This window comes from Bradyrhizobium niftali (assembly GCF_004571025.1).
Taxonomy (GTDB): domain Bacteria; phylum Pseudomonadota; class Alphaproteobacteria; order Rhizobiales; family Xanthobacteraceae; genus Bradyrhizobium; species Bradyrhizobium niftali.
The window spans coordinates 100,616-119,327 of the sequence record NZ_SPQT01000006.1 but is presented as its reverse complement, the minus strand read 5'-3'; the positions used below and the strand labels follow the sequence as shown (position 1 = coordinate 119,327).

The 18,712-nt window shown below is 64.4% G+C and carries 18 protein-coding genes; 12 read left to right on the top strand and 6 right to left on the bottom strand.

Translation table 11 applies throughout. From position 1 onward, the window contains the following. Positions 1 to 51: 51 nt before the first annotated feature. Positions 52 to 1,170, top strand: coding sequence for a cobalamin-independent methionine synthase II family protein (locus tag E4K65_RS14145; protein WP_027545103.1), 1,119 nt, complete (start codon positions 52 to 54; stop codon positions 1,168 to 1,170). Between the two features lie 104 nt (positions 1,171 to 1,274). Here E4K65_RS14145 and E4K65_RS14140 read toward each other — a convergent pair whose 3' ends face one another. Beyond that, on the bottom strand, positions 1,275 to 2,993 hold the full coding sequence (locus E4K65_RS14140; RefSeq protein WP_135174679.1) for a caspase family protein: 1,719 nt from the start codon (positions 2,991 to 2,993) through the stop codon (positions 1,275 to 1,277). Positions 2,994 to 3,159: 166 nt separating this feature from the next. Here E4K65_RS14140 and E4K65_RS14135 point away from each other — a divergent pair, with 166 nt between their 5' ends. From E4K65_RS14135 to E4K65_RS14105, 7 genes are all read left to right on the top strand, one after another. After that, on the top strand, positions 3,160 to 4,515 hold the full coding sequence (locus E4K65_RS14135) for a hypothetical protein (protein WP_167770822.1): 1,356 nt from the start codon (positions 3,160 to 3,162) through the stop codon (positions 4,513 to 4,515). Positions 4,516 to 4,578: 63 nt separating this feature from the next. After that, on the top strand, positions 4,579 to 5,775 hold the full coding sequence (gene metK / locus E4K65_RS14130) for a methionine adenosyltransferase (protein WP_135174678.1): 1,197 nt from the start codon (positions 4,579 to 4,581) through the stop codon (positions 5,773 to 5,775). 123 nt (positions 5,776 to 5,898) lie between these two features. After that, positions 5,899 to 7,320, top strand: a complete 1,422-nt coding sequence (ahcY, locus tag E4K65_RS14125) for an adenosylhomocysteinase (RefSeq protein ID WP_027545108.1) — start codon at positions 5,899 to 5,901, stop codon at positions 7,318 to 7,320. A 164-nt stretch (positions 7,321 to 7,484) separates the two neighbouring features. Further along, entirely contained in the window at positions 7,485 to 7,904 is a 420-nt protein-coding gene (locus E4K65_RS14120) for a nuclear transport factor 2 family protein (RefSeq protein WP_135174677.1), read from the top strand. Positions 7,905 to 7,954: 50 nt separating this feature from the next. After that, complete coding sequence (locus E4K65_RS14115) at positions 7,955 to 9,421, top strand: flavin-containing monooxygenase (RefSeq protein WP_135174676.1); 1,467 nt, start codon at positions 7,955 to 7,957, stop codon at positions 9,419 to 9,421. Between the two features lie 142 nt (positions 9,422 to 9,563). Next, positions 9,564 to 10,226, top strand: coding sequence for a ParA family protein (locus tag E4K65_RS14110; RefSeq protein ID WP_135174675.1), 663 nt, complete (start codon positions 9,564 to 9,566; stop codon positions 10,224 to 10,226). After that, positions 10,189 to 10,836 (top strand): phasin family protein, encoded by a 648-nt coding sequence (locus E4K65_RS14105; protein ID WP_135174674.1) that lies wholly within the window; start codon positions 10,189 to 10,191, stop codon positions 10,834 to 10,836. Before E4K65_RS14110 ends, E4K65_RS14105 begins: the two co-directional genes overlap by 38 nt. Before the next feature lie 25 nt (positions 10,837 to 10,861). Here the strand turns inward: E4K65_RS14105 and E4K65_RS14100 are convergent, their stop codons facing one another. The 3 genes from E4K65_RS14100 to E4K65_RS14090 are packed head-to-tail and all read right to left on the bottom strand — an operon-like array spanning position 10,862 to position 13,091. Then, positions 10,862 to 12,094 (bottom strand): YbfB/YjiJ family MFS transporter, encoded by a 1,233-nt coding sequence (locus E4K65_RS14100; RefSeq protein WP_167770800.1) that lies wholly within the window; start codon positions 12,092 to 12,094, stop codon positions 10,862 to 10,864. Between the two features lie 32 nt (positions 12,095 to 12,126). Further along, positions 12,127 to 12,363, bottom strand: a complete 237-nt coding sequence (locus E4K65_RS14095; RefSeq protein WP_135174672.1) for a tautomerase family protein — start codon at positions 12,361 to 12,363, stop codon at positions 12,127 to 12,129. Between the two features lie 17 nt (positions 12,364 to 12,380). Beyond that, complete coding sequence (locus E4K65_RS14090; protein ID WP_135174671.1) at positions 12,381 to 13,091, bottom strand: SDR family NAD(P)-dependent oxidoreductase; 711 nt, start codon at positions 13,089 to 13,091, stop codon at positions 12,381 to 12,383. A 212-nt stretch (positions 13,092 to 13,303) separates the two neighbouring features. On the opposite strand from E4K65_RS14090, the gene E4K65_RS14085 reads away from it, so the two are divergent. From E4K65_RS14085 to E4K65_RS14075, 4 genes are all read left to right on the top strand, one after another. Then, complete coding sequence (locus tag E4K65_RS14085) at positions 13,304 to 14,227, top strand: LysR family transcriptional regulator (protein ID WP_135174670.1); 924 nt, start codon at positions 13,304 to 13,306, stop codon at positions 14,225 to 14,227. A 145-nt stretch (positions 14,228 to 14,372) separates the two neighbouring features. Beyond that, the gene (locus E4K65_RS47195) at positions 14,373 to 14,528 is read left to right on the top strand and encodes a hypothetical protein (RefSeq protein WP_165448167.1); all 156 of its coding nucleotides are present in this window, start codon (positions 14,373 to 14,375) and stop codon (positions 14,526 to 14,528) included. 145 nt (positions 14,529 to 14,673) lie between these two features. Then, complete coding sequence (locus E4K65_RS14080; RefSeq protein ID WP_027545117.1) at positions 14,674 to 15,603, top strand: aspartyl/asparaginyl beta-hydroxylase domain-containing protein; 930 nt, start codon at positions 14,674 to 14,676, stop codon at positions 15,601 to 15,603. Positions 15,604 to 15,614: 11 nt separating this feature from the next. Continuing rightward, entirely contained in the window at positions 15,615 to 16,073 is a 459-nt protein-coding gene (locus E4K65_RS14075) for a YybH family protein (RefSeq protein WP_135174669.1), read from the top strand. 66 nt (positions 16,074 to 16,139) lie between these two features. Here the strand turns inward: E4K65_RS14075 and E4K65_RS14070 are convergent, their stop codons facing one another. Together E4K65_RS14070 and E4K65_RS14065 are read right to left on the bottom strand one after the other, a co-directional pair. Then, entirely contained in the window at positions 16,140 to 16,841 is a 702-nt protein-coding gene (locus E4K65_RS14070; RefSeq protein WP_027545119.1) for a fumarylacetoacetate hydrolase family protein, read from the bottom strand. 35 nt (positions 16,842 to 16,876) lie between these two features. After that, positions 16,877 to 18,679, bottom strand: coding sequence for an ABC transporter ATP-binding protein (locus E4K65_RS14065; protein WP_135174668.1), 1,803 nt, complete (start codon positions 18,677 to 18,679; stop codon positions 16,877 to 16,879). Positions 18,680 to 18,712: the final 33 nt, after the last annotated feature.

The window sequence follows — 18,712 nt, the reverse complement described above, 5'->3', positions numbered from 1 at the left end:
GTGGAGAGAGAGTACAACGAGCGCCGACTGAAATTACGGGAGAGACAAGAAATGCAGCGAACCAAAGCCCCCTTCCGCGCCGACGAGGTCGGCAGCCTCCTGCGCCCCGCCAAGATCAAGGAAGCCCGCAGCCGGCTCGAGAAGGGCGAGATCTCGGCCGACGATCTGCGCAAGATCGAGGACATGGAGATCGAGAAGGTCGTGCACAAGCAGGCCTCGGTCGGGCTGAAGCTCGCGACCGACGGCGAATTCCGCCGCTCCTGGTGGCATTTCGACTTCCTGGCCAAGCTCACCGGCTGCGAAATGTTCCACCCGGACACCGGCATCCAGTTCGCGGGTGTCGAGACGCGGCATGATGCGGTCCGCGTGATTGGCAAGCTCGATTTCCCCGACGACCATCCGATGCTGGATCATTTCCGCTTCCTGAAGAAGTGCGCCGACCAGGCCCACGTCACCGCCAAGATGACGATTCCCTCGCCGGCGGTGCTGCATTTCCGCGGCGGCCGCAAGGCAATCTCCAAGGACGTCTATCCCGATCTCGAGGCCTTCTACGAGGACCTCGGCAAGACCTATCGCAAGGCCGTGAAGGCGTTTTACGATGCCGGCTGCCGCTATCTCCAGTTCGACGACACCGTGTGGGCCTATCTCTGCTCGCCGGACGAATTGCAGAAGGCGCGCGAGCGCGGCGACAATCCGGACGGCCTCCAGCAGATCTACGCGCGCATCATCAACTACGCGCTGGCCGAGAAGCCCGCCGACATGGTGGTGACGACGCATGTCTGCCGCGGCAATTTCCGCTCGACCTGGATCTCCTCGGGCGGCTACGAGCCGGTGGCCGAGACCATGCTCGCCGGCACCAATTACGACGGCTACTTCCTCGAATACGACAGCGACCGCGCCGGCGGCTTCGAGCCGCTGCGCTTCCTGCCCAAGGGCAACAAGGTCGTCGTGGTCGGCGTCATCACTTCGAAGTTCGGTGAGCTCGAGAAGAAGGACGACATCAAGCGCCGTCTGGAAGAAGCCGCCAAATTCGCGCCGCTGGAGCAGCTCGCGCTGTCTCCGCAATGCGGCTTTGCCTCGACCGAGGAAGGCAACATCCTCTCCGAAGAGGAGCAGTGGGCCAAGCTGAGCCTCGCGGTCGAGATCGCGAAGGAAGTGTGGGGCAACTGACGCGTAGCGTCATCCCGGGGCGCGCGTAGCGCGAACCCGGGATCTCGAGATCCCGGGTCTGGTGCTTGCGCACCATCCCGGGATGACGACGCGCAAGCGCATCGTCATTTCTCCGCCAGATAAACCTCACCCAGCAGCGACGAGTTCGACCACGGCACCTGCTTGGTCTTCGTGGTCGAGACCACCTCCGCCCGCACCCGCGTCAGCATCTGCTGCACCTCCAGCCCGGGCGTGCCGATGTGGCGGGAGAGGGCGGCGGAAAACGGCGAGTTGGCGCCTTCGCCGTCGAGCGCGACCTGGCCCGGCGCGGTGGCGAAGGCGATCAGCGTGCCGGCGCCCAGCGTCGCGCCGGCGCCGAGGCTCGTTGGAGCCGCGAGGCCCGAGGCGCCCTCGATGCCACGACTGCTGCCTGCGGAAGCCACCTGCTGTGCCATCGGATTGTTGCGGCAGGCATCGAAGATCAAGATGTTGGTGCGGACCTGGTCGTCGAGGCCGGCCATGATCGTATCCATGTCGATCATCGCCTCCGTCATGCCCGTGCCCGGCTTGAGCTCGACGTCGACGGGAATGAGATAGTTGCGGCCGTCCACCTGCACGCCGTGGCCGGCATAGTAGACCACGGCAACTTGCGCCCGCGCCGCATCGCGCAGGAAGTCGCGCGTCATCTTCTGCATCGCGGCGCGGTCGAGGTCGACGCCCTCCGACACCGTGAAGCCGATGTCGCGCAGGCTCTTGGCGACCGCGCGGGCATCGTTGGGTGGATTGGGCAGCGCCTTCACATGCGCATAGGCGCCGTTGCCGATGATCAGCGCCATGCGCGTGCCGCGCACGACCGGAGCAGGCGAGGGCGCAGGTGCCGCGCCGGTCTGCCGCGGGGCAGGGGCTGCTGTCGGCTGCGTTGTGGGCGAGGGCGCATCGCGCGGGATCGGCACGGCTGCATCGCTCACCAGCGACAGCCGCACTCTTGCGGTCGCCTGATTGGCCTTGCTGCCGGCGTCCGAGGCCACGATCGCCAGCGTCGCCTTGTAGTCGTCGCGCGCGTGGGCGTAGTCGCCTTTCGCTTCATAGGCCAGCGCGCGATGGGTGTAGCCCGAGATCAGCACACTGTTCGGCGGCGTCATGATGTTGGCCGGCGGCTTTTCCCTGGCGAGCCGGATCGCCTCGCTGCCATCGGCGATGGCGCGATCGAGGTCGCCCTTGGCGCGCCAGATCGAGGTGCGGTTGATCAGCGGCTGCGGCAGCGTCGGGTCGAGCCGGATCGCCTGGTTGATGTCGGCGAGCGCGCCGTCGAGATCGCCGAGTGCTTCTTTCGAGATGCCGCGGTTCTGGAACGAGAACGCCGATCTCGGATCTGATCTGATCGACATGTCGTAGTCGGCGATCGCCCTGGCATAGTCGTGCTTGCCCCGCCAGGCGTTGCCGCGGTTGTGGAAGATGATGCCGCTGGGCGGGCCGAGCTTCAGCGCGTCGTCGAAATCGGCGATCGCGATGTCGTAGTCGCCCTTGTCGTAATAGGCCGATCCCCTGAGGTTAAAGACCGCCTGACTCGGCCGGAGCCGGATCGCCTCCGTGGCGTCAGTGATGACCTTGGCGTAGTCGCCCTTCTTGTTCCAGCCCACGGCGCGCCAGAAATAGACGGGCGCAAGCTGCTCGCCCTTGAAGACCTTCAGCGCGATGATCTTGGTGCAGGCGTCGACCATCTGGTCCGCCGGCGTGGTCTCGGTGGTGCAGAGCGGCCCGAGCTGGTTGCGCGGCTGCGCCAGGGCGGACGTCGACCACAGCACGGCGGTGAGCAGGCAGAGCGCGACGAGCAGGCGGCGCATGGCGGTCGTCCCGTGAGAGGAGAGGCGCTTGTTTGTTGCCCGGCGGTGCGTCGGGGTTCACGCTCCCGTCATTGGATGTGGGGTAAAGCAGGCGAGGGTATTCCCTCGGTGGGCAGACTTTGCTAATAGGCAGGACCCAACAACGCTGCCCACCGTCTTCCCACTTATGAAAAACGACGAAATCCTGAGCCGGATCACCGAGTTCTGCCGCAAGGCGGACATGGCGGAATCGACGTTTGGCCGGCGCGCCGTGAACGATGGGAAGCTGGTGCATCGCCTGCGCGAGGGAAAGCGCATCACCATCGACACGCTGGAGCGGATCCAGGCCTATATGGCGGCGTCGATGGCCGGCGGCGTGCCGCCGCCGCGGGGACTTCAGGTGCCCCCGGAAAAGCGCGATCCGCGCGGCAATTTCCGTTTCTTCGAGAACCGGCAGAAATATCTGCTGTTCGTCCACACCTGTAGCGAAAAGCGGGTGATCGCGGACAGGGTTGCGCTGGAACTGGCTGCGATCCATCCGCGCCCGCCGGCGCTGCGTGTGTTCGACGCCGGTGTCGGCGACGGCACGGTGCTCGCGCGGGTGCTGCGCGCAACACACCAGCGCTATCCGCATATGCCGTTCTATGTCGCCGGCAAGGAACTCAGTCTCGAGGATTTGCGCCTGACGCTGGAGAAGGTGCCGGATCGCATTTTCGAGCATCCTGCGTCGGTGTTCGTCTTCACCAACATGTTCTACTCGGAGGCGCCCTGGCTCACGCCGGCATCGCCCGCGGCGGCGGCCGCCACCGTCTGGCACGAGGTTCCGCTGCGGGGCGCCTCATCAGGAGAATTCGAGCAGCAGATCGCCGAGCTGCGGCCGTTCCTGGAGCAGAACTGGCGCGCCGCGATCAGCCCACGCACGGCCATGCCGCTCTACGAGCGGCCCGTCGTCCTGGTGCTCTATCGCGAGGACCATCGGTTCCTGCTGGATTCGACCATTCCGCGGCCGGGCCAGACCGAGGCTAATTTCGACCTCGTTATTGCATCCCAGCCATACCGCGCGCTGTCTTCGGTCAATTTCCGGGCAAAGCGGATCATTGCGCCTCTGGCGCGGGCATTGCGGCCGGGGGGGCGCCTGATCGGTATTCACTCTCATGGTCACGATCCCGGCATGGAAATGATCCAGGCAATCTGGCCCGGAGAAAATCCTTTCGCGGTCAGCCGTCATGAGCTATTGCGCGCAGTCAAGTATGAGCTCGGATCGTTGGGCCGCGACCTAAATTTTAATGCCTATGCGGACAACCGCTCGATCTTCAGGTATGATATGGAAGCGCTGCCCAACGAGGTGACGGGTACCATCGGAACCTCGACAGCCTTTGCAGCGTGGAATGCGGCGGTGTATGTCGCACAAATCGAGGACGACCGGTTGACAGAAATGACTCAAAACGGCCGCACTCTGGATGCCGCCAGGGACGTGCTGAGAAAGTACAACGGGCTCTGGTTTCTTGACGAATCCTACGTCATCTCGCGCCGGCGTGATTGACATAATCCAAAGGTAAACATCGCAAACGAACCGCTATCCAGTGGCGGAACAAGGGGTTTCTTGATGCGCGCGTCCTATCTCTTCACCAGCGAGTCCGTGTCCGAAGGCCATCCGGACAAGGTCTGCGACCGGATCTCCGATGAGATCGTCGATCTGTTCTACCGCGAGGGGCCGAAAGCCGGCATCGACCCGTGGCAAATCCGCGCCGCCTGCGAAACGCTCGCGACCACCAACAAGGTCGTGATCGCCGGCGAGACCCGCGGCCCGAAGTCCGTCACCAACGAGCAGATCGAGGGCGTCGTGCGCGCCGCGATCAAGGACATCGGCTACGAGCAGGAAGGCTTCCACTGGAAGACCGCTGATATCGAGATCCTCCTGCATCCGCAGTCGGCCGACATCGCCCAGGGCGTCGATGCGCTTCAGCCGGGCGAGGTCAAGGAAGAAGGCGCAGGCGACCAGGGCATCATGTTCGGTTACGCCACCAACGAGACGCCCGACTTGATGCCGGCGCCGATCTTCTACGCCCACAAGATCCTGCGCCTCATCTCCGAGGCGCGCCACTCCGGCCGCGAGAAGGTGCTGGGCCCGGATTCCAAGAGCCAGGTCACCGTGCAGTACGAGAACGGCAAGCCGGTCGGCGTGCGCGAGATCGTGGTCTCCCATCAGCATCTGGTGCCGGACCTCACCTCGAACCAGGTGCGCGACATCGTCGAGCCCTATGTGCGCGAGGCGCTGCCGAAGGACTGGATCACGCCGAAGACCATCTGGCACATCAATCCGACCGGCAAGTTCTACATCGGCGGCCCCGACGGCGACTCCGGCCTGACCGGCCGCAAGATCATCGTCGACACCTACGGCGGCGCGGCCCCGCATGGCGGCGGTGCGTTCTCCGGCAAGGATCCGACCAAGGTCGACCGTTCTGCGGCCTACGCCGCGCGCTACGTCGCCAAGAACATCGTTGCAGCCGGTCTCGCCGACCGCTGCACGCTGCAGCTCGCCTACGCCATCGGCGTGGCGCGGCCGCTCTCGATCTACATCGACACCCACGGCACCGGTAAGGTGCCGGAGGATCAGCTCGAGAAGGCGGCGGCGCAGGCGATGGATCTCACGCCCCGCGGCATCCGCAGCCATCTCGACCTCAACCGCCCGATCTACGCGCGCACCTCGGCCTATGGCCATTTCGGCCGCACGCCCGACAACGAGGGCGGCTTCTCCTGGGAGAAGACCGATCTCGTCGAGCCGCTCAAGCGCGCGCTCTAGTTCACTCGCGTCATTCCGGGGCGCCGCAACAGCGGCGAACCTGGAATCTCGATCCTCCGGATTCCGGGTTCGCTCGTTTCACGAGCGCCCCGGAATGACGAGCCAAACAAACAGGAACCCCCTATGAACGCGAAGCCCGGCTTCACCGATTACATCGTCAAGGACATTTCGCTCGCCGATTTCGGCCGCAAGGAACTCTCGCTGGCCGAGACCGAAATGCCCGGCCTGATGGCCACCCGCGAGGAGTATGGCCCGAAGCAGCCGCTGAAGGGCGCGCGCATCGCCGGCTCGCTGCACATGACGATCCAGACCGGCGTGCTGATCGAGACGCTGGCAGCACTCGGCGCCGACATTCGCTGGGTCTCCTGCAACATCTATTCGACGCAGGATCACGCTGCCGCCGCGATCGCGGCAGCCGGCATTCCCGTCTTCGCGGTCAAGGGCGAGACGCTGGCCGAGTACTGGGACTACACCGCAAAACTGTTCGACTGGCACGGCGGCGGTCACCCGAACATGATCCTCGATGACGGCGGCGACGCCACCATGTACGTCCATCTCGGTCTGCGTGCCGAGAACGGCGACACCGCCTTCCTCGACAAGCCCGGCTCCGAGGAAGAGGAAGTCTTCTTCGCGCTTCTGAAGAAGCAGCTCAAGGAAAAGCCGAAGGGCTACTTCGCCGAGATCGCCAAGAGCATCAAGGGCGTTTCCGAAGAGACCACCACGGGCGTGCATCGTCTCTATGACATGCAGAAGGCCGGCACGCTGCTGTGGCCGGCGATCAACGTCAACGACAGCGTCACCAAGTCGAAGTTCGACAACCTCTATGGCTGCCGTGAATCGCTGGTCGACGGCATCCGCCGCGGCACCGACGTGATGATGTCGGGCAAGGTCGCGATGGTCGCGGGCTTCGGCGACGTCGGCAAGGGCTCGGCCGCCTCGCTGCGCCAGGCCGGCTGCCGCGTGATGGTCTCCGAAGTCGATCCGATCTGCGCGCTCCAGGCCGCGATGGAAGGCTACGAGGTCGTGACCATGGAAGATGCCGCGCCGCGCGCCGACATCTTCGTCACCGCGACCGGCAACAAGGACATCATCACCATCGAGCACATGCGCGCGATGAAGGATCGCGCCATCGTCTGCAACATCGGCCACTTCGACAACGAGATCCAGATCGCGGGTCTGCGTAATCTGAAGTGGACCAACATCAAGCCGCAGGTCGACGAGATCGAATTCCCCGACAAGCACCGCATCATCATGCTGTCGGAAGGCCGCCTCGTGAACCTCGGCAACGCGATGGGCCATCCGTCCTTCGTGATGTCGGCGTCCTTCACCAACCAGACGCTGGCGCAGATCGAGCTGTTCGCCAACAACAAGGACGGCAAGTACAAGAAGGAAGTCTACGTGCTGCCGAAGACCCTCGACGAGAAGGTCGCGCGCCTCCACCTCGCCAAGATCGGCGTCAAGCTCACCGAGCTGCGCAAGGATCAGGCCGACTATATCGGCGTGAAGCAGGAAGGTCCGTACAAGAGCGACCACTACCGCTACTGAGAATTTATCCAGCTGCGACACGAAAGCCCCGGAGCGATCCGGGGCTTTTTTTGTCGCCATTCTCTGTGGTACGCTCGGAGGTAGAGCCAAAACAAGCCTGCCACTTTCGAAGCGGGCGGCCGCTTTTCCCAGTTCATTTTCAGAAAGCATATGGAGGGAATGCGATGTCCAGCGAAGCCAACGTTCAGCTGTTGAAGGAAGCCTATCGCCAGTGGAACGACAGCAGGGGAGCCAGCGTCGACTATTGGTTCGACAAGGTCATCGGCCCGCAGATCAAGTTCGATTCGATTCCGCGGGGAGCCGAGCCGGTGCCTTTTGCCAAGCGCTATGACGACCGTACCGCGCTGCGCGGCTATTTCGACGGCCTGCTGGCCGACTGGAGCATGCAGTACTACACGATGAACGAGTACGTCGCGCAGGGCGATACCGTCGTCGCGCTCGGCGAATGCGCGTGGACCAACAAGAAGACCAAAAAGGTCGCGAAGACGCCGAAGGTGGATTTCTGGCGCTTCAAGGACGGCAAGGCAGTCGAATTCCACGAGTATTTCGACACCGCCTGTGTCTACGGCGCGACCATCCCCTGACGGTTGCAATTCGGCGCGGCGCCGCCCATCCTGTGCGGCGGGAGAACGCCATGATCGAAGCCAAAGAACATTTCGACGTGCTGATCGTCGGTGCCGGCCTGTCCGGCATCGGCGCGGGCTATCATCTTCAAAGCAGGTGCCCGGGCAAGAGCTACGTCATCCTGGAGGGCCGCGACTGCATCGGCGGCACCTGGGATTTGTTTCGCTATCCTGGCATCCGCTCCGATAGCGACATGTTCACGCTCGGCTATTCATTCAAGCCGTGGACCGATTCGAAGGCGATCGCCGACGGGCCGCAGATCCTGAACTATGTGCGCGAGACGGCTAGCGAGAACGGCATCGAGAAGCACGTCCGCTTTCGCCATCGCGTCAAGCGTGCGGCGTGGTCGACGCCGGACGCGCGCTGGACCGTCGAGGCGGAGCGCATGACGGGCGAGGGCGCGACCGAGCTGGTGCGCTTCACCTGCAATTTCCTGTTCATGTGCTCGGGCTATTACAAATACGAAGCGGGCTATACGCCGGAGTTCAAGGGCGCGGCGGATTTTGCCGGCCGCATCGTGCACCCGCAAAGATGGACCGAGGACATCGACTATGCGGGCAAGCGCGTCGTTGTGATCGGTTCGGGCGCAACCGCGGTGACGCTGGTGCCGGAACTGGCCAAGAAGGCGGCGCAGGTCACCATGCTTCAGCGCTCGCCGACCTATGTTGTGTCGCGCCCGGCGCAGGATCCCCTCGCCAACAAATTGCGCCGCAACCTGCCGGCGCGGCTTGCCTATCATCTGATCCGCTGGCGCAACGTGATGTGGGGAATGTTCTTCTTCCAGCTCAGCCGGCGCAGGCCTGCGAAGGTGAAGGACCTCATCCTCAGGGGTGTGCAGATGGCGCTCGGGCCCGATTACGACGTCGCGACCCATTTCACGCCGCGCTACAATCCCTGGGATCAGCGGCTGTGCCTCGTGCCGGATGGCGACCTGTTCAAGGCGATCCGCGAGCAGCGCGCTTCCGTCGTCACGAGCGAGATCGACAATTTTACGCGCGATGGCATCCGCCTGAAGGACGGCCGAGAGCTTGCGGCCGATATCATCGTCACCGCAACGGGGTTAGTGCTCCAGGTCGTCGGCGGCCTCGAGGTCAGCGTCGACGGCCGCGCCGTCGATTTCGCCAATACGCTGACCTACAAGGGCATGATGTATGCCGACGTGCCGAACATGGCGTCCGCCTTCGGCTACACCAACGCGTCCTGGACGCTGAAATGCGATCTCACCTGCGAATATGTCTGTCGGCTCATCAACTACATGGACCGGCACAATTTCCGCCAGTGCATGCCGCACAATGAGGATCCTGAAATCACCGCGCAGCCCTCGCTCGATTTCACCTCGGGCTACGTGCAGCGCTCGGTCGCGAAGATGCCCAAGCAAGGGTCGAAGCAGCCGTGGCGGCTGTACCAGAACTACGCCCTCGACATCGTCTCCTTGCGCTTCGGCCGGATCGACGACGGCGTGATGCAATATTCCTGATCTTGCTACGTAAATTACCGGGAGAGGCTCGCGATCGCTTGAGACGAATCGCGACTTAGGGTAGATTTGTTGCGTTGCAAGAAAATTATTTCCGGCGATGTCCGGGTTCCACGTTGTTGCCGTCCTCTGGAGAACGCGGAACATGTATGTCCTTGCCCTGGTCACGCAAAAAGGCGGAAGCGGCAAGAGTACGCTGTCCGTTGGACTAGCAGTGGCAGCGATGCAGCGCGGAGAGCGCGTCGCTCTCATCGAGGCGGACGCGCAGGGTACGATCTCGAGATGGAAAGGGCGCCGTGAGAAGCCCTATCCCCGCGTCGATTGCGTTACCGATCCCACCGAAATCGAGCCGGTGATATCCCGCCTCAAGGCCGAAGGGGTCTGGCTCGCAATCATCGACACAGCCGCCACGAACAATGCCTTGGCGACCCGCGCCATTGCCTGTGCCGATCTTTGTCTCATCCCGGCTCGTCCGAGCCCGGCCGATATCGAAGCCGCAATACCTACGCTGATCGCGACCCGCAGGCTCGATCGCCGGTTTGCCTTCATCCTCAATCAGACCCCCACGCGGGGAGGCCGGCTGAGCGAAGCTGCCACGTCGCTCAACTCGCTCGGCGTGCTTGCGCTTCCCTGCATTGGGCAGCGCAACGACCACCAGGATGCGCTCGGGGCAGGGCTGGGCGTGACCGAGTTCGCGCCGGAGGGAAAAGCCTCGGAGGAAATCGCGGCCCTGTGGGGTTGGATCTCGGAGCGCCTTATCAGGGAGTCGAATGATCATGGTCAAGCCGCGCTCAAGACAGCCTGCTGACGTTGCACGCGCCGGGCGTCGCTCGCTGGTGGAGCTGGCGGCGGAAGTGAGCCGTGCCGTCGACGAGGGCTTGGCGATGCAGCCGGGTTCGGTCGCCGTCGTCCTGCAAGAAGCGCCGCAGGTTGCGCAAGCAGCGCCCGCTCCGGCGACAGTTCCAGTACACGAAGCGGCCAGCGTCATCGTTGCAACACCTGAACCTCCGGGCGCTACCACCATTGATCTCATCGTGGACATCGCCAAGGAGTTTCAGGCGCGTGCTTTGGACGACATGAAGACTGGCGCTCACGCTGCGCTGGATTATGCCAGGGACCTCGCCAAGCCACGGCTGGCCGATGCGACATCGGAAGCCAACGGAATCGCCACCGCAGAAAGCCACCTCATCGAGGCGATTGGAACGGCAGCCGAGTGTCGTGTCGTCGTGCTCGAACTGATGAAAGTCAATGCGGGCGCGACCTTGGAGTATGCGCGGGAGTTGGGCCGTGCGAGAACGCTGGCGGAGTTGGTTGAGCTGTCGAGCACGCATGCGCGACAGCAATGTGAGGTGGTCCTGAAGCAAACCGAGTTGCTGAGATCGCTTACTCAAATCATGACGAAGCCCGGTCCCGGGTAGCGCCGCTCGCCTTCCGTCATCGCGCTCAGGAGCTGCGCGGGACGATCAGTGCGAGGCCAAGATCAATCGCGAGCGCCAGGACCGCTGCGCCGCCGCCTAAACCGAACAGCACGATATAGTCGCCGCCGGTCTGCGCGTAAATCCAGGAGAAGCCGTAAGCCGCGGCCGCCTGGAACAGCGCAAAGCTGGTCGTGGCATGGCTCCATGTCGCGCGCTGCCGCTCGGAAGAATGCGGGACGAGCTCGTGGATGCGCCCGAGCACCAGCGGAACGATGCCGGGCGTGAAGCCGCCGACCACGACACTCGACACGATCAGCGAAACCGGCGCGTTACTGACGGTCGGCAGCAGCACGGCGGCCGCCTCGATCAGGAAGGCCGCCCGCAGGGCCGGACCGAAACCTGCCCTGTCGCCGAGATGGCCGGTGACGAGCGGGCCAAGGATCGCGCCGAGACCGTACAGCACCCAGTAGCGCGATCCCGCAGCGATGCCCTGGCCGAGGCAGCGCGCCACGAAATCGACGATGAATACCATGTGCGGCACCAGCGCCACTGCGTTGAGGCCGTATTGGACCAGCAGCGCGCGGGCCGCCGTCGATGCATGGTGGTGCTTCGCGTGATGCAAAGGCGAAGCATCAGTCTTGGCCTCCGCGGGCCAGTTCCACCAGCTTGCGAGGGTGAGCAGCGCGGAGAGGGCGCAGAGGCCATACCAGCTCTGCTGCAAGCCTTGTTGCAGCAGCAGCGGCACCAGCGTGCCCGATGCGGCGACGCCAAGGCCGACACCCGCAAAGATCACGCCGCCGACGATGCCGCGCCTCGCGGCCGAAATGCGCGGCATAATGACGGAGGCCGCTAGCACCATGATGATGCCGCCGGTGAGACCTGACAGGAAGCGCCAGGCGAAGAACCAGGTGAACGACACCGGGGCTGAACTGGCGAAGAAAGAGAGCGTGGCGAGTAGCATCATCGCGCGCAACGCGTGGACCGCGCCGATGCGGTCGGCGACAGCGCGCGCCGCGAGTGCGCCGGCGAGATAGCCGGCAAGGTTCGCCGCGCCGAGATAGACGACATCCGACGCGCTGAACCACTTTGCCGCGATCAACGCCGGGATCAGCGGCGTGTAGGAAAAGCGGGCAAGGCCGAGCCCGACCAGCGATGCGGACAAGCCCGCCGTCGCATATCGCCAGGTAGACTGCGACGTCGATCCCGGCCGCTGTCGCGGCCGGGTGTCGACGTGCTGCTTTGCATCTGCGTTGGTCATGTCATCCTCCTGCGCGCTCGGTTGCGCGCGGATCATCCTGTCTGGGCGGCGCGGCGGCGCCGGAATTCCGGCACGGGCAGGCCGCCCCAGCCCCAATTATCGGTGTCGACTTCCTCGATCACGACGAAGGTGGAATCGAGCGGCTTGCCGAGCACGTCGAGCAGGAGCTGACTCGATCCCCTGATCAGCGCCGCCTTCTCTTCCGCCGTGAGCGACGCCGCGCCCGGCGTCGTTCCCTCGCGGGTCACTTGAATGGTGACGATGGGCATGGTGTCTCTCCTCTCGCTCAGTGGCCGGCGCTCTGGCCGCCGTCGACATGCAGGATCTCGCCGGTGACGAAGGACGCACCCTCGAGATAGAGCACGGCATCGACGATGTCGGACATCTCGCCGATGCGGCCAACCGGATGCAGCGCGCCGAGCTCGGCATGCGTCGAAACCGGATGCATCGGCGACTTGATGACGCCGGGCGCCACTGCGTTCACGCGGATGCCGCGCTTGGCGTATTCGATCGCGAGCGACTTGGTCGCGGCGTTGAGGCCGCCCTTGCTCAGCGAGGCCAGCACCGAGGGCACGTTCGAATTGGCGTGATCGACCAGGGTGGTCGTGATCTGCACGACGTGGCCCGAGCCCTGCTTTTCCATCTCGGCGATGGCGAGCTGCGTGATATTGAAGAAGCCGGCGACGTTGGTGCCCATCACCGCCGCATAGTCCTCGGCGGTGTACTGCGTGAACGGCTTTGCAACGAAGATGCCGGCATTGTTGACCAGCGTGTCGACGCGGCCGAAGCGGGCGACGGCTTGCGAGACCACGCGCTCGGCGGTGGCCCGGTCGGCGATGTCGCCGGGAACGGCGAGGACGTCGTCGTCGCCCGACGGCTTGATGGAGCGCGCCGTTGCGACGACGCGATAGTTGCGATCGCGAAAACCCTGGACCAGGGCGGCGCCGATGCCCTGCGATGCACCGGTGATGATGACGACTTTCTGCTCGATACCCATGACTGGCTCCTGTTGTTGGCTTGAGAACTGCGCCGGCGGTGGCCGGCTTGGGTCGTGAGATAGGCCGCGGCGGCCCGGCTGCGAATACGCGCTGTCCGGCAGACACTCTTTCGCGGCGCGAACGAATGACGGATCGGCGCCCTGCGGCGGTTGTGGCGGCTGGCGCGAACGCCTAGCCTTCAGCCGGAATCTCAGGGGGCGGCGGGAAGCGCATGGATCGTCTGGATGCGATGAAGGTGTTCGTCCTTGCGGTGGACGAGGGCAGCCTCGCCGCCGCGGGGCGCAAGCTCGGCCGTTCGCCGGCGGCGGTGAGCCGCGCCATCGCCTTCCTCGAGGAGCGCGTCGGTGCCGAGCTGCTGCACCGGACGACGCGGTCGATCAAGCTGAGCGAGGAGGGCGAGCGTTATGTCGCGATCTGCCGCCGCGTGCTCACCGAGCTGGAGGAGGCCGACGACATCGCGGCCGGACCGCGCACGGCGCCGCGTGGCCTGCTCACGATCACCGCGCCGGTGGTCTCGGGGGAGATGGTGCTGCGGCCGATCCTCGATGCGTTTCTCGACGCCTATCCGACCGTGTCGGCAAAGCTCCTGCTGTTCGACCGTGCGGTCAACCTGATCGAGGAGGGCGTCGACATCGCGCTTCGCATCGGCCATCTCGCGGATTCGGCGATGGTGGCGATGCGGATCGGCGAGATCAGCCGCGTCGTGGTCGCTGCTCCCCGCTATCTGAAGCAGCATCCGCGCATCACTGACCCCGGCGATCTCGCCAAGCATCAGATCGTGGCGTTGGCGCATCTGCCCAATTCCTGGACCTTCGCGCCACAGGCGGGCTCGTCGGGAGCCCGGACGGTCCAGTTCACCCCGCGGCTCGTCGTCAACAGCACCTATGCGGCCGTCGCGTCCGCGGTCGCCGGGCGCGGCGTGGCGCGGATGTATTCGTACCAGGTGGCCGAGCAAGTCGCGCGCGGCGAGCTCGAGATCGTGCTGGCCGCCGACCAGGATCCGGAGATGCCCGCGCATTTGATCTGCCCGCAGGGGCGGCTCTCCGTGCCCAAGGTGCGGGCGTTCACCGATTTTGCCGTGCCACGGCTGAAGAAGCAGTTCGCACTGCTGAAGAAGAGCATCAATGCGCGCTGAGCCGCTGTGCGCCCGGCAATGCGTTGTTTTGCGTATACGGCCACCGGGCTGAATCGGCGATGCTGCCCGAACGGTTAACGGCGATTTAACGGATGAGTCCTAGCCTGTCTCGGCCGGGGTTACTCGCAAGGCCGAGGTGAGCCCAATGGAAGCCCAGAAAATCGCGGTCGACGCCGTCGTCGCGCTGACCGATTGCGACCGCGACGCCGTCATCGCGTTCATCCGCCGGCTCTATCTCGCCGGCGTCACCGACCCCAAGCGCCTGACCTTCAAGGGTCTCCAGGCGCTGGCGCGGGCGTAATTCGGCTCGTTTCGGCCCGTTTCAGCCCCGGGTTCCGTACCCCCGCTCTCCCCAGCGTGATTGCAACCCAGCGGTGAATATCTTGCCGCTCGGGCCGGCTCGGAGTAGATGACGTCCCCGGCTGGGTCACTCGGGAACTGGGGAAATGCTGAAACAGCTTTTTGCGCCGCAACTGGTCATTCTGTATGTGCTCGCGGCATCGACGATCTACGTTCACTTCCGCGGCAAGCAACGGCTGCGCTTCGCGCGCCAGCTTGGCGATCACTCGACCTATCTCGCCCCCTACAATGTGCTGATGTATGCGGGCTCGGCCGTGCCGAACAAGCCGGTGATCCCGGTCGAGCAGTTTCCCGAGCTCAAGCCCCTCAGCGAGAACTGGGAGACCATCCGCGACGAAGCCGTGCGCCTGTTCGACGAAGGCTTCATCCGCGCGGCCGCGAAGAATAACGACTGGGGCTTCTACTCGTTCTTCAAGAGCGGCTGGAAGCGCTTTTACCTGAAATGGTACGACGACTTCCTGCCCTCGGCGCGCACGCTGTGCCCCAAGACGGTGGAGCTGCTCAATTCGATTCCGAGCGTGCACGGCGCGATGTTCGCGATGCTGCCGCCGGGCGGCAAGCTGGGCGCGCACCGCGATCCCTTCGCCGGCTCGCTGCGTTATCACCTCGGCCTCGTCACGCCGAACTCGAACAAGTGCCGCATCCTGGTCGACGGCGTCGAATGCGTCTGGCGCGACGGCGAGGCCTTCATGTTCGACGAGACCTTCATCCACAGCGCGGAGAATGCGACCGACGTCAACCGCATCATCCTGTTCTGCGATGTCGAGCGCCCGATGAAGTTCGGCTTCATGACCGCCATCAACCGCTGGGTCAGCCATCACATCGTCAAGGCATCGGCGACCCAGAACGTCGACGGCGAGAGCGTCGGCGTGCTCAACAAGGTGTTCGGCAAGCTCTACGAGATCCACCTCGCCAGCCGCAAGGTCAAGGAGTGGAACCGCAACGTCTACTACACGCTGAAATACTCGCTGACGGCGCTGATCCTCGGCCTCATCGTGATGTCGGCGCTGCGGTGAAGCAGGTACGAATGGCGCCCTTGCCGACCGCGAACACCGAGATAGTGCAATTCTTCCGCCAATGGCTGGAGACCTTCGCCGGCTATGTCCGCGAGGTCGACTATGCTTCGGCGAGGCCGCTGTTTCATCCCGAGGTGCTTGCCTTCGGCACGCACAACGATGTCATCCCAGGCCTCGACCAATGGGTCACCACGCAATGGGACAACGTCTGGCCGAAGACGGCCGACTTCCGTTTCGTGCTCGAGCAGACCTCGGTTCTGGCATCCCCCGACGGTGCGATGGCGACCGTGATCGCACCGTGGACGAGCACGGGCTATCATCCCGACGGCAGCGCGTTTCCGCGTCCGGGCCGGGCGACCATGGTGTTCTCCAAAACCGCCGACGGCTGGCTGTGCGTGCATTCCCACATGTCGCTCAATCGCGGCGTCCCGCAGGTGAGCCACGCCAATCGGCCGGTGAAGGCCTGGTAGATTCGATCCGAATCAAAAAGGCCCCGGATATGTCCGGGGCCTTTCGCTTTCGAGATGTCGTGCAGCCTATTCCGGCTGGCCGATCGAGACCTTCAGGGTGCCGACGCCGTCGACGCCGCATTCGAGCTTGTCGCCGGGCTGGAGCTGCGACACGCCGGCCGGCGTGCCCGTCATGATGATGTCGCCGGCGGCGAGCTTCACCTGCTGCGAGAGCTGCCAGATGATCTCGGGCACGTTCCAGATCAGCTCGGTGAGGTCGCCCTTCTGCGCTTCCTTGCCGTTGACCGTGAGCCAGATCTTGCCCTTGGCGGGATGGCCGATCTTCGCGGCCGGCTGCACGGCGGAGCAGGGCGCGGAATAGTCGAACGACTTGCCGATCTCCCAGGGACGCTCCTTCTTGCGCGAGGCGATCTGGAGGTCGCGGCGGGTGAGGTCGATGCCGACGGCGTAGCCGTAGACATGGTCGAGCGCCTTGTCGGCGGGAATGTTGAGGCCACCGCTCTTCATCGCGACGATCAGCTCGACCTCGTGATGCAGGTCCTTGGTCAGCGGCGGATAGGGGATGGTGGCGCCATCGGGTACAAGCATGTCGGCGTGCTTGGCGAAGAAGAACGGCGGCGCGCGCTCGTCATTGCCCATCTCGCGGATGTGCTCGAGATAGTTGCGGCCGACGCACCAGATGCGGCGCACCGGATAACGGCCGGCCTCTCCGACGACGGGAAGCGATGGTTGCGATGGAAGCGGAATGACGTAGGAGGCGGCGTTCATGAAGCGGTCTCGCTGCTCTTGAGGTGAAGGGAATTCTATGCGGTTGCGCTGATCGGCGCCAGAGTGCCGGCGTCGTGATGTTGCAGGCGGAAGAACGAGGCGTAGCGGCCCGAGCGGCGCAGCAGCTCGTCGTGCCGGCCCTGCTCGACGATCTCGCCGCCCTCCACCACCAGGATGCTATCTGCGTGCATGATGGTGTGCAGGCGGTGCGCGATCACGATGGTCGTGCGGTTCTGGCAGAGATGCTCGATCGCCTCCTGCACCTGCTTCTCGGACTCGGAGTCCAGCGCGGCGGTGGCTTCGTCCAACAGGATGATCGGCGCGTTCTTGATCAGCGCGCGTGCCACCGCGATGCGCTGACGCTGGCCGCCGGAGAGCTGCGTGCCGTGCTCGCCGACCGGCGTGTCGTAGCCGAGCGGGAAGCTCATGATGAAATCATGCGCGCAGGCCGCTTTCGCGGCGTCGATGATCTGGTCTTCGGTCGCGCCGGGCTTGCCGAAGGCGATGTTGTTGCGGATGGTGTCGCGGAACAGGTAGACGTCCTGGCCGACATAGGCGGTCTGCGCCCGCAGCGACTTGCGCGAGACCGCGCCGATCGACTGGCCGTCGATGATGATGTCGCCTTGCGTCACCTCGTAGAAGCGCAGCAGCAGCCCCAGCACGGTGGACTTGCCGCCGCCGGACGGGCCGACCAGCGCGGTGACCTTGCCGGGTTCGGCGGTGAAGCTCATGCGGTTGAGGACGGTCTCGCCAGTCCGGTAGGAGAAACTGACGTCGCGCAGCTCGATCCGCGCGTCCGACAGCTTCAGCGCCGGCTTGTCGTCGTCGGAATGCTCGCTCGCCGGGCTGTCGACGACTTCCAGCAGCATGCGCGCGCCGACGAGCTGACTGTTCAGATCGATGTTAAGCCGCGCCAGCCGCTTGGCCGGCTCGGTCGCCATCAGGAAGGCGGTCATGAAGGAGAAGAACGCGCCGGGCGTGGCGTTGAGCGCGACCACGGCATAGCCGCCGTACATCAGGCAGCCGGCGACTGCGAAGCCTCCCAACATTTCCATCAGCGGATTGGAGCGGTTGGCGACGCGGGCCATCTTGTTGGCGTTGCGCTCGACGATCGCGATGTTCTCGTCGATGCGCTTCTGCATGGTCTCTTCGAGCGTGAACGCCTTGACAGTGCGGATGCCCTGCAGCGATTCCTGCATCGTCTCCATGATGTCGGCGGTGCCGGTGAACTGGTTGAAGGCGAGGCCCTTGATGCGCTTGACCAGCTTGCGCAGCACCAGCATCGCCGGCGGCACCGCGACGAGGCCGATGAACGACATCAGCGGATCCTGCCACACCATCACGCCGATCATCGCGAGCAGCATCAGCAAGTCGCGCCCGATGGCATTGACCAGCATGTTGAGCACGTCGGTGATCGACTTGGCGCCGGCCGTCAGCCGCGCCAGGAATTCGGACGAATGCCGCTCGGAGAAGAAACCGATGCTCTCGCGCATCAGCTTGGCGAACAGCTGGCGCTGGTTGGTGGCGAGGATCGCGTTGGAGATCTTGGTCAGGATCACCATGTGGCCGTAGGTCGCCACCCCCTTGATGAAGAGCAGGATCACCGTGATGCCCGAGAACATCGCGATGCCCGGGATGTTCTTGTCGACATAGGCCTGGTTGATGACCTGGCCGAGCACATAGGTCGCGCCCGCGGTCGACCCGGCGGCAAGCGCCATCAGCGCGAAGGCGACGAGGTAACGCCGCCAGTAGACGATCCCCTGTTCCGTGACCAGGCGGCGAATCAGGACCGCTGCCGTATAGGGATCGTCAGTGATTTTCTTTGGAAACTGGGCCATCCGTAGTCCATTGACGGCGCAAGGAAAAGCCTG

Coding starts and splice junctions, on each gene's coding strand:
- E4K65_RS14145 (WP_027545103.1), top strand. CDS start 52: ATGCAGCGAACCAAAGCCCCCTTCCGCGCCGACGAGGTCGGCAGCCTC.
- E4K65_RS14140 (WP_135174679.1), bottom strand. CDS start 2,993: ATGCGCCGCCTGCTCGTCGCGCTCTGCCTGCTCACCGCCGTGCTGTGG.
- E4K65_RS14135 (WP_167770822.1), top strand. CDS start 3,160: ATGAAAAACGACGAAATCCTGAGCCGGATCACCGAGTTCTGCCGCAAG.
- metK (WP_135174678.1), top strand. CDS start 4,579: ATGCGCGCGTCCTATCTCTTCACCAGCGAGTCCGTGTCCGAAGGCCAT.
- ahcY (WP_027545108.1), top strand. CDS start 5,899: ATGAACGCGAAGCCCGGCTTCACCGATTACATCGTCAAGGACATTTCG.
- E4K65_RS14120 (WP_135174677.1), top strand. CDS start 7,485: ATGTCCAGCGAAGCCAACGTTCAGCTGTTGAAGGAAGCCTATCGCCAG.
- E4K65_RS14115 (WP_135174676.1), top strand. CDS start 7,955: ATGATCGAAGCCAAAGAACATTTCGACGTGCTGATCGTCGGTGCCGGC.
- E4K65_RS14110 (WP_135174675.1), top strand. CDS start 9,564: ATGTATGTCCTTGCCCTGGTCACGCAAAAAGGCGGAAGCGGCAAGAGT.
- E4K65_RS14105 (WP_135174674.1), top strand. CDS start 10,189: ATGATCATGGTCAAGCCGCGCTCAAGACAGCCTGCTGACGTTGCACGC.
- E4K65_RS14100 (WP_167770800.1), bottom strand. CDS start 12,094: ATGACCAACGCAGATGCAAAGCAGCACGTCGACACCCGGCCGCGACAG.
- E4K65_RS14095 (WP_135174672.1), bottom strand. CDS start 12,363: ATGCCCATCGTCACCATTCAAGTGACCCGCGAGGGAACGACGCCGGGC.
- E4K65_RS14090 (WP_135174671.1), bottom strand. CDS start 13,091: ATGGGTATCGAGCAGAAAGTCGTCATCATCACCGGTGCATCGCAGGGC.
- E4K65_RS14085 (WP_135174670.1), top strand. CDS start 13,304: ATGGATCGTCTGGATGCGATGAAGGTGTTCGTCCTTGCGGTGGACGAG.
- E4K65_RS47195 (WP_165448167.1), top strand. CDS start 14,373: ATGGAAGCCCAGAAAATCGCGGTCGACGCCGTCGTCGCGCTGACCGAT.
- E4K65_RS14080 (WP_027545117.1), top strand. CDS start 14,674: ATGCTGAAACAGCTTTTTGCGCCGCAACTGGTCATTCTGTATGTGCTC.
- E4K65_RS14075 (WP_135174669.1), top strand. CDS start 15,615: ATGGCGCCCTTGCCGACCGCGAACACCGAGATAGTGCAATTCTTCCGC.
- E4K65_RS14070 (WP_027545119.1), bottom strand. CDS start 16,841: ATGAACGCCGCCTCCTACGTCATTCCGCTTCCATCGCAACCATCGCTT.
- E4K65_RS14065 (WP_135174668.1), bottom strand. CDS start 18,679: ATGGCCCAGTTTCCAAAGAAAATCACTGACGATCCCTATACGGCAGCG.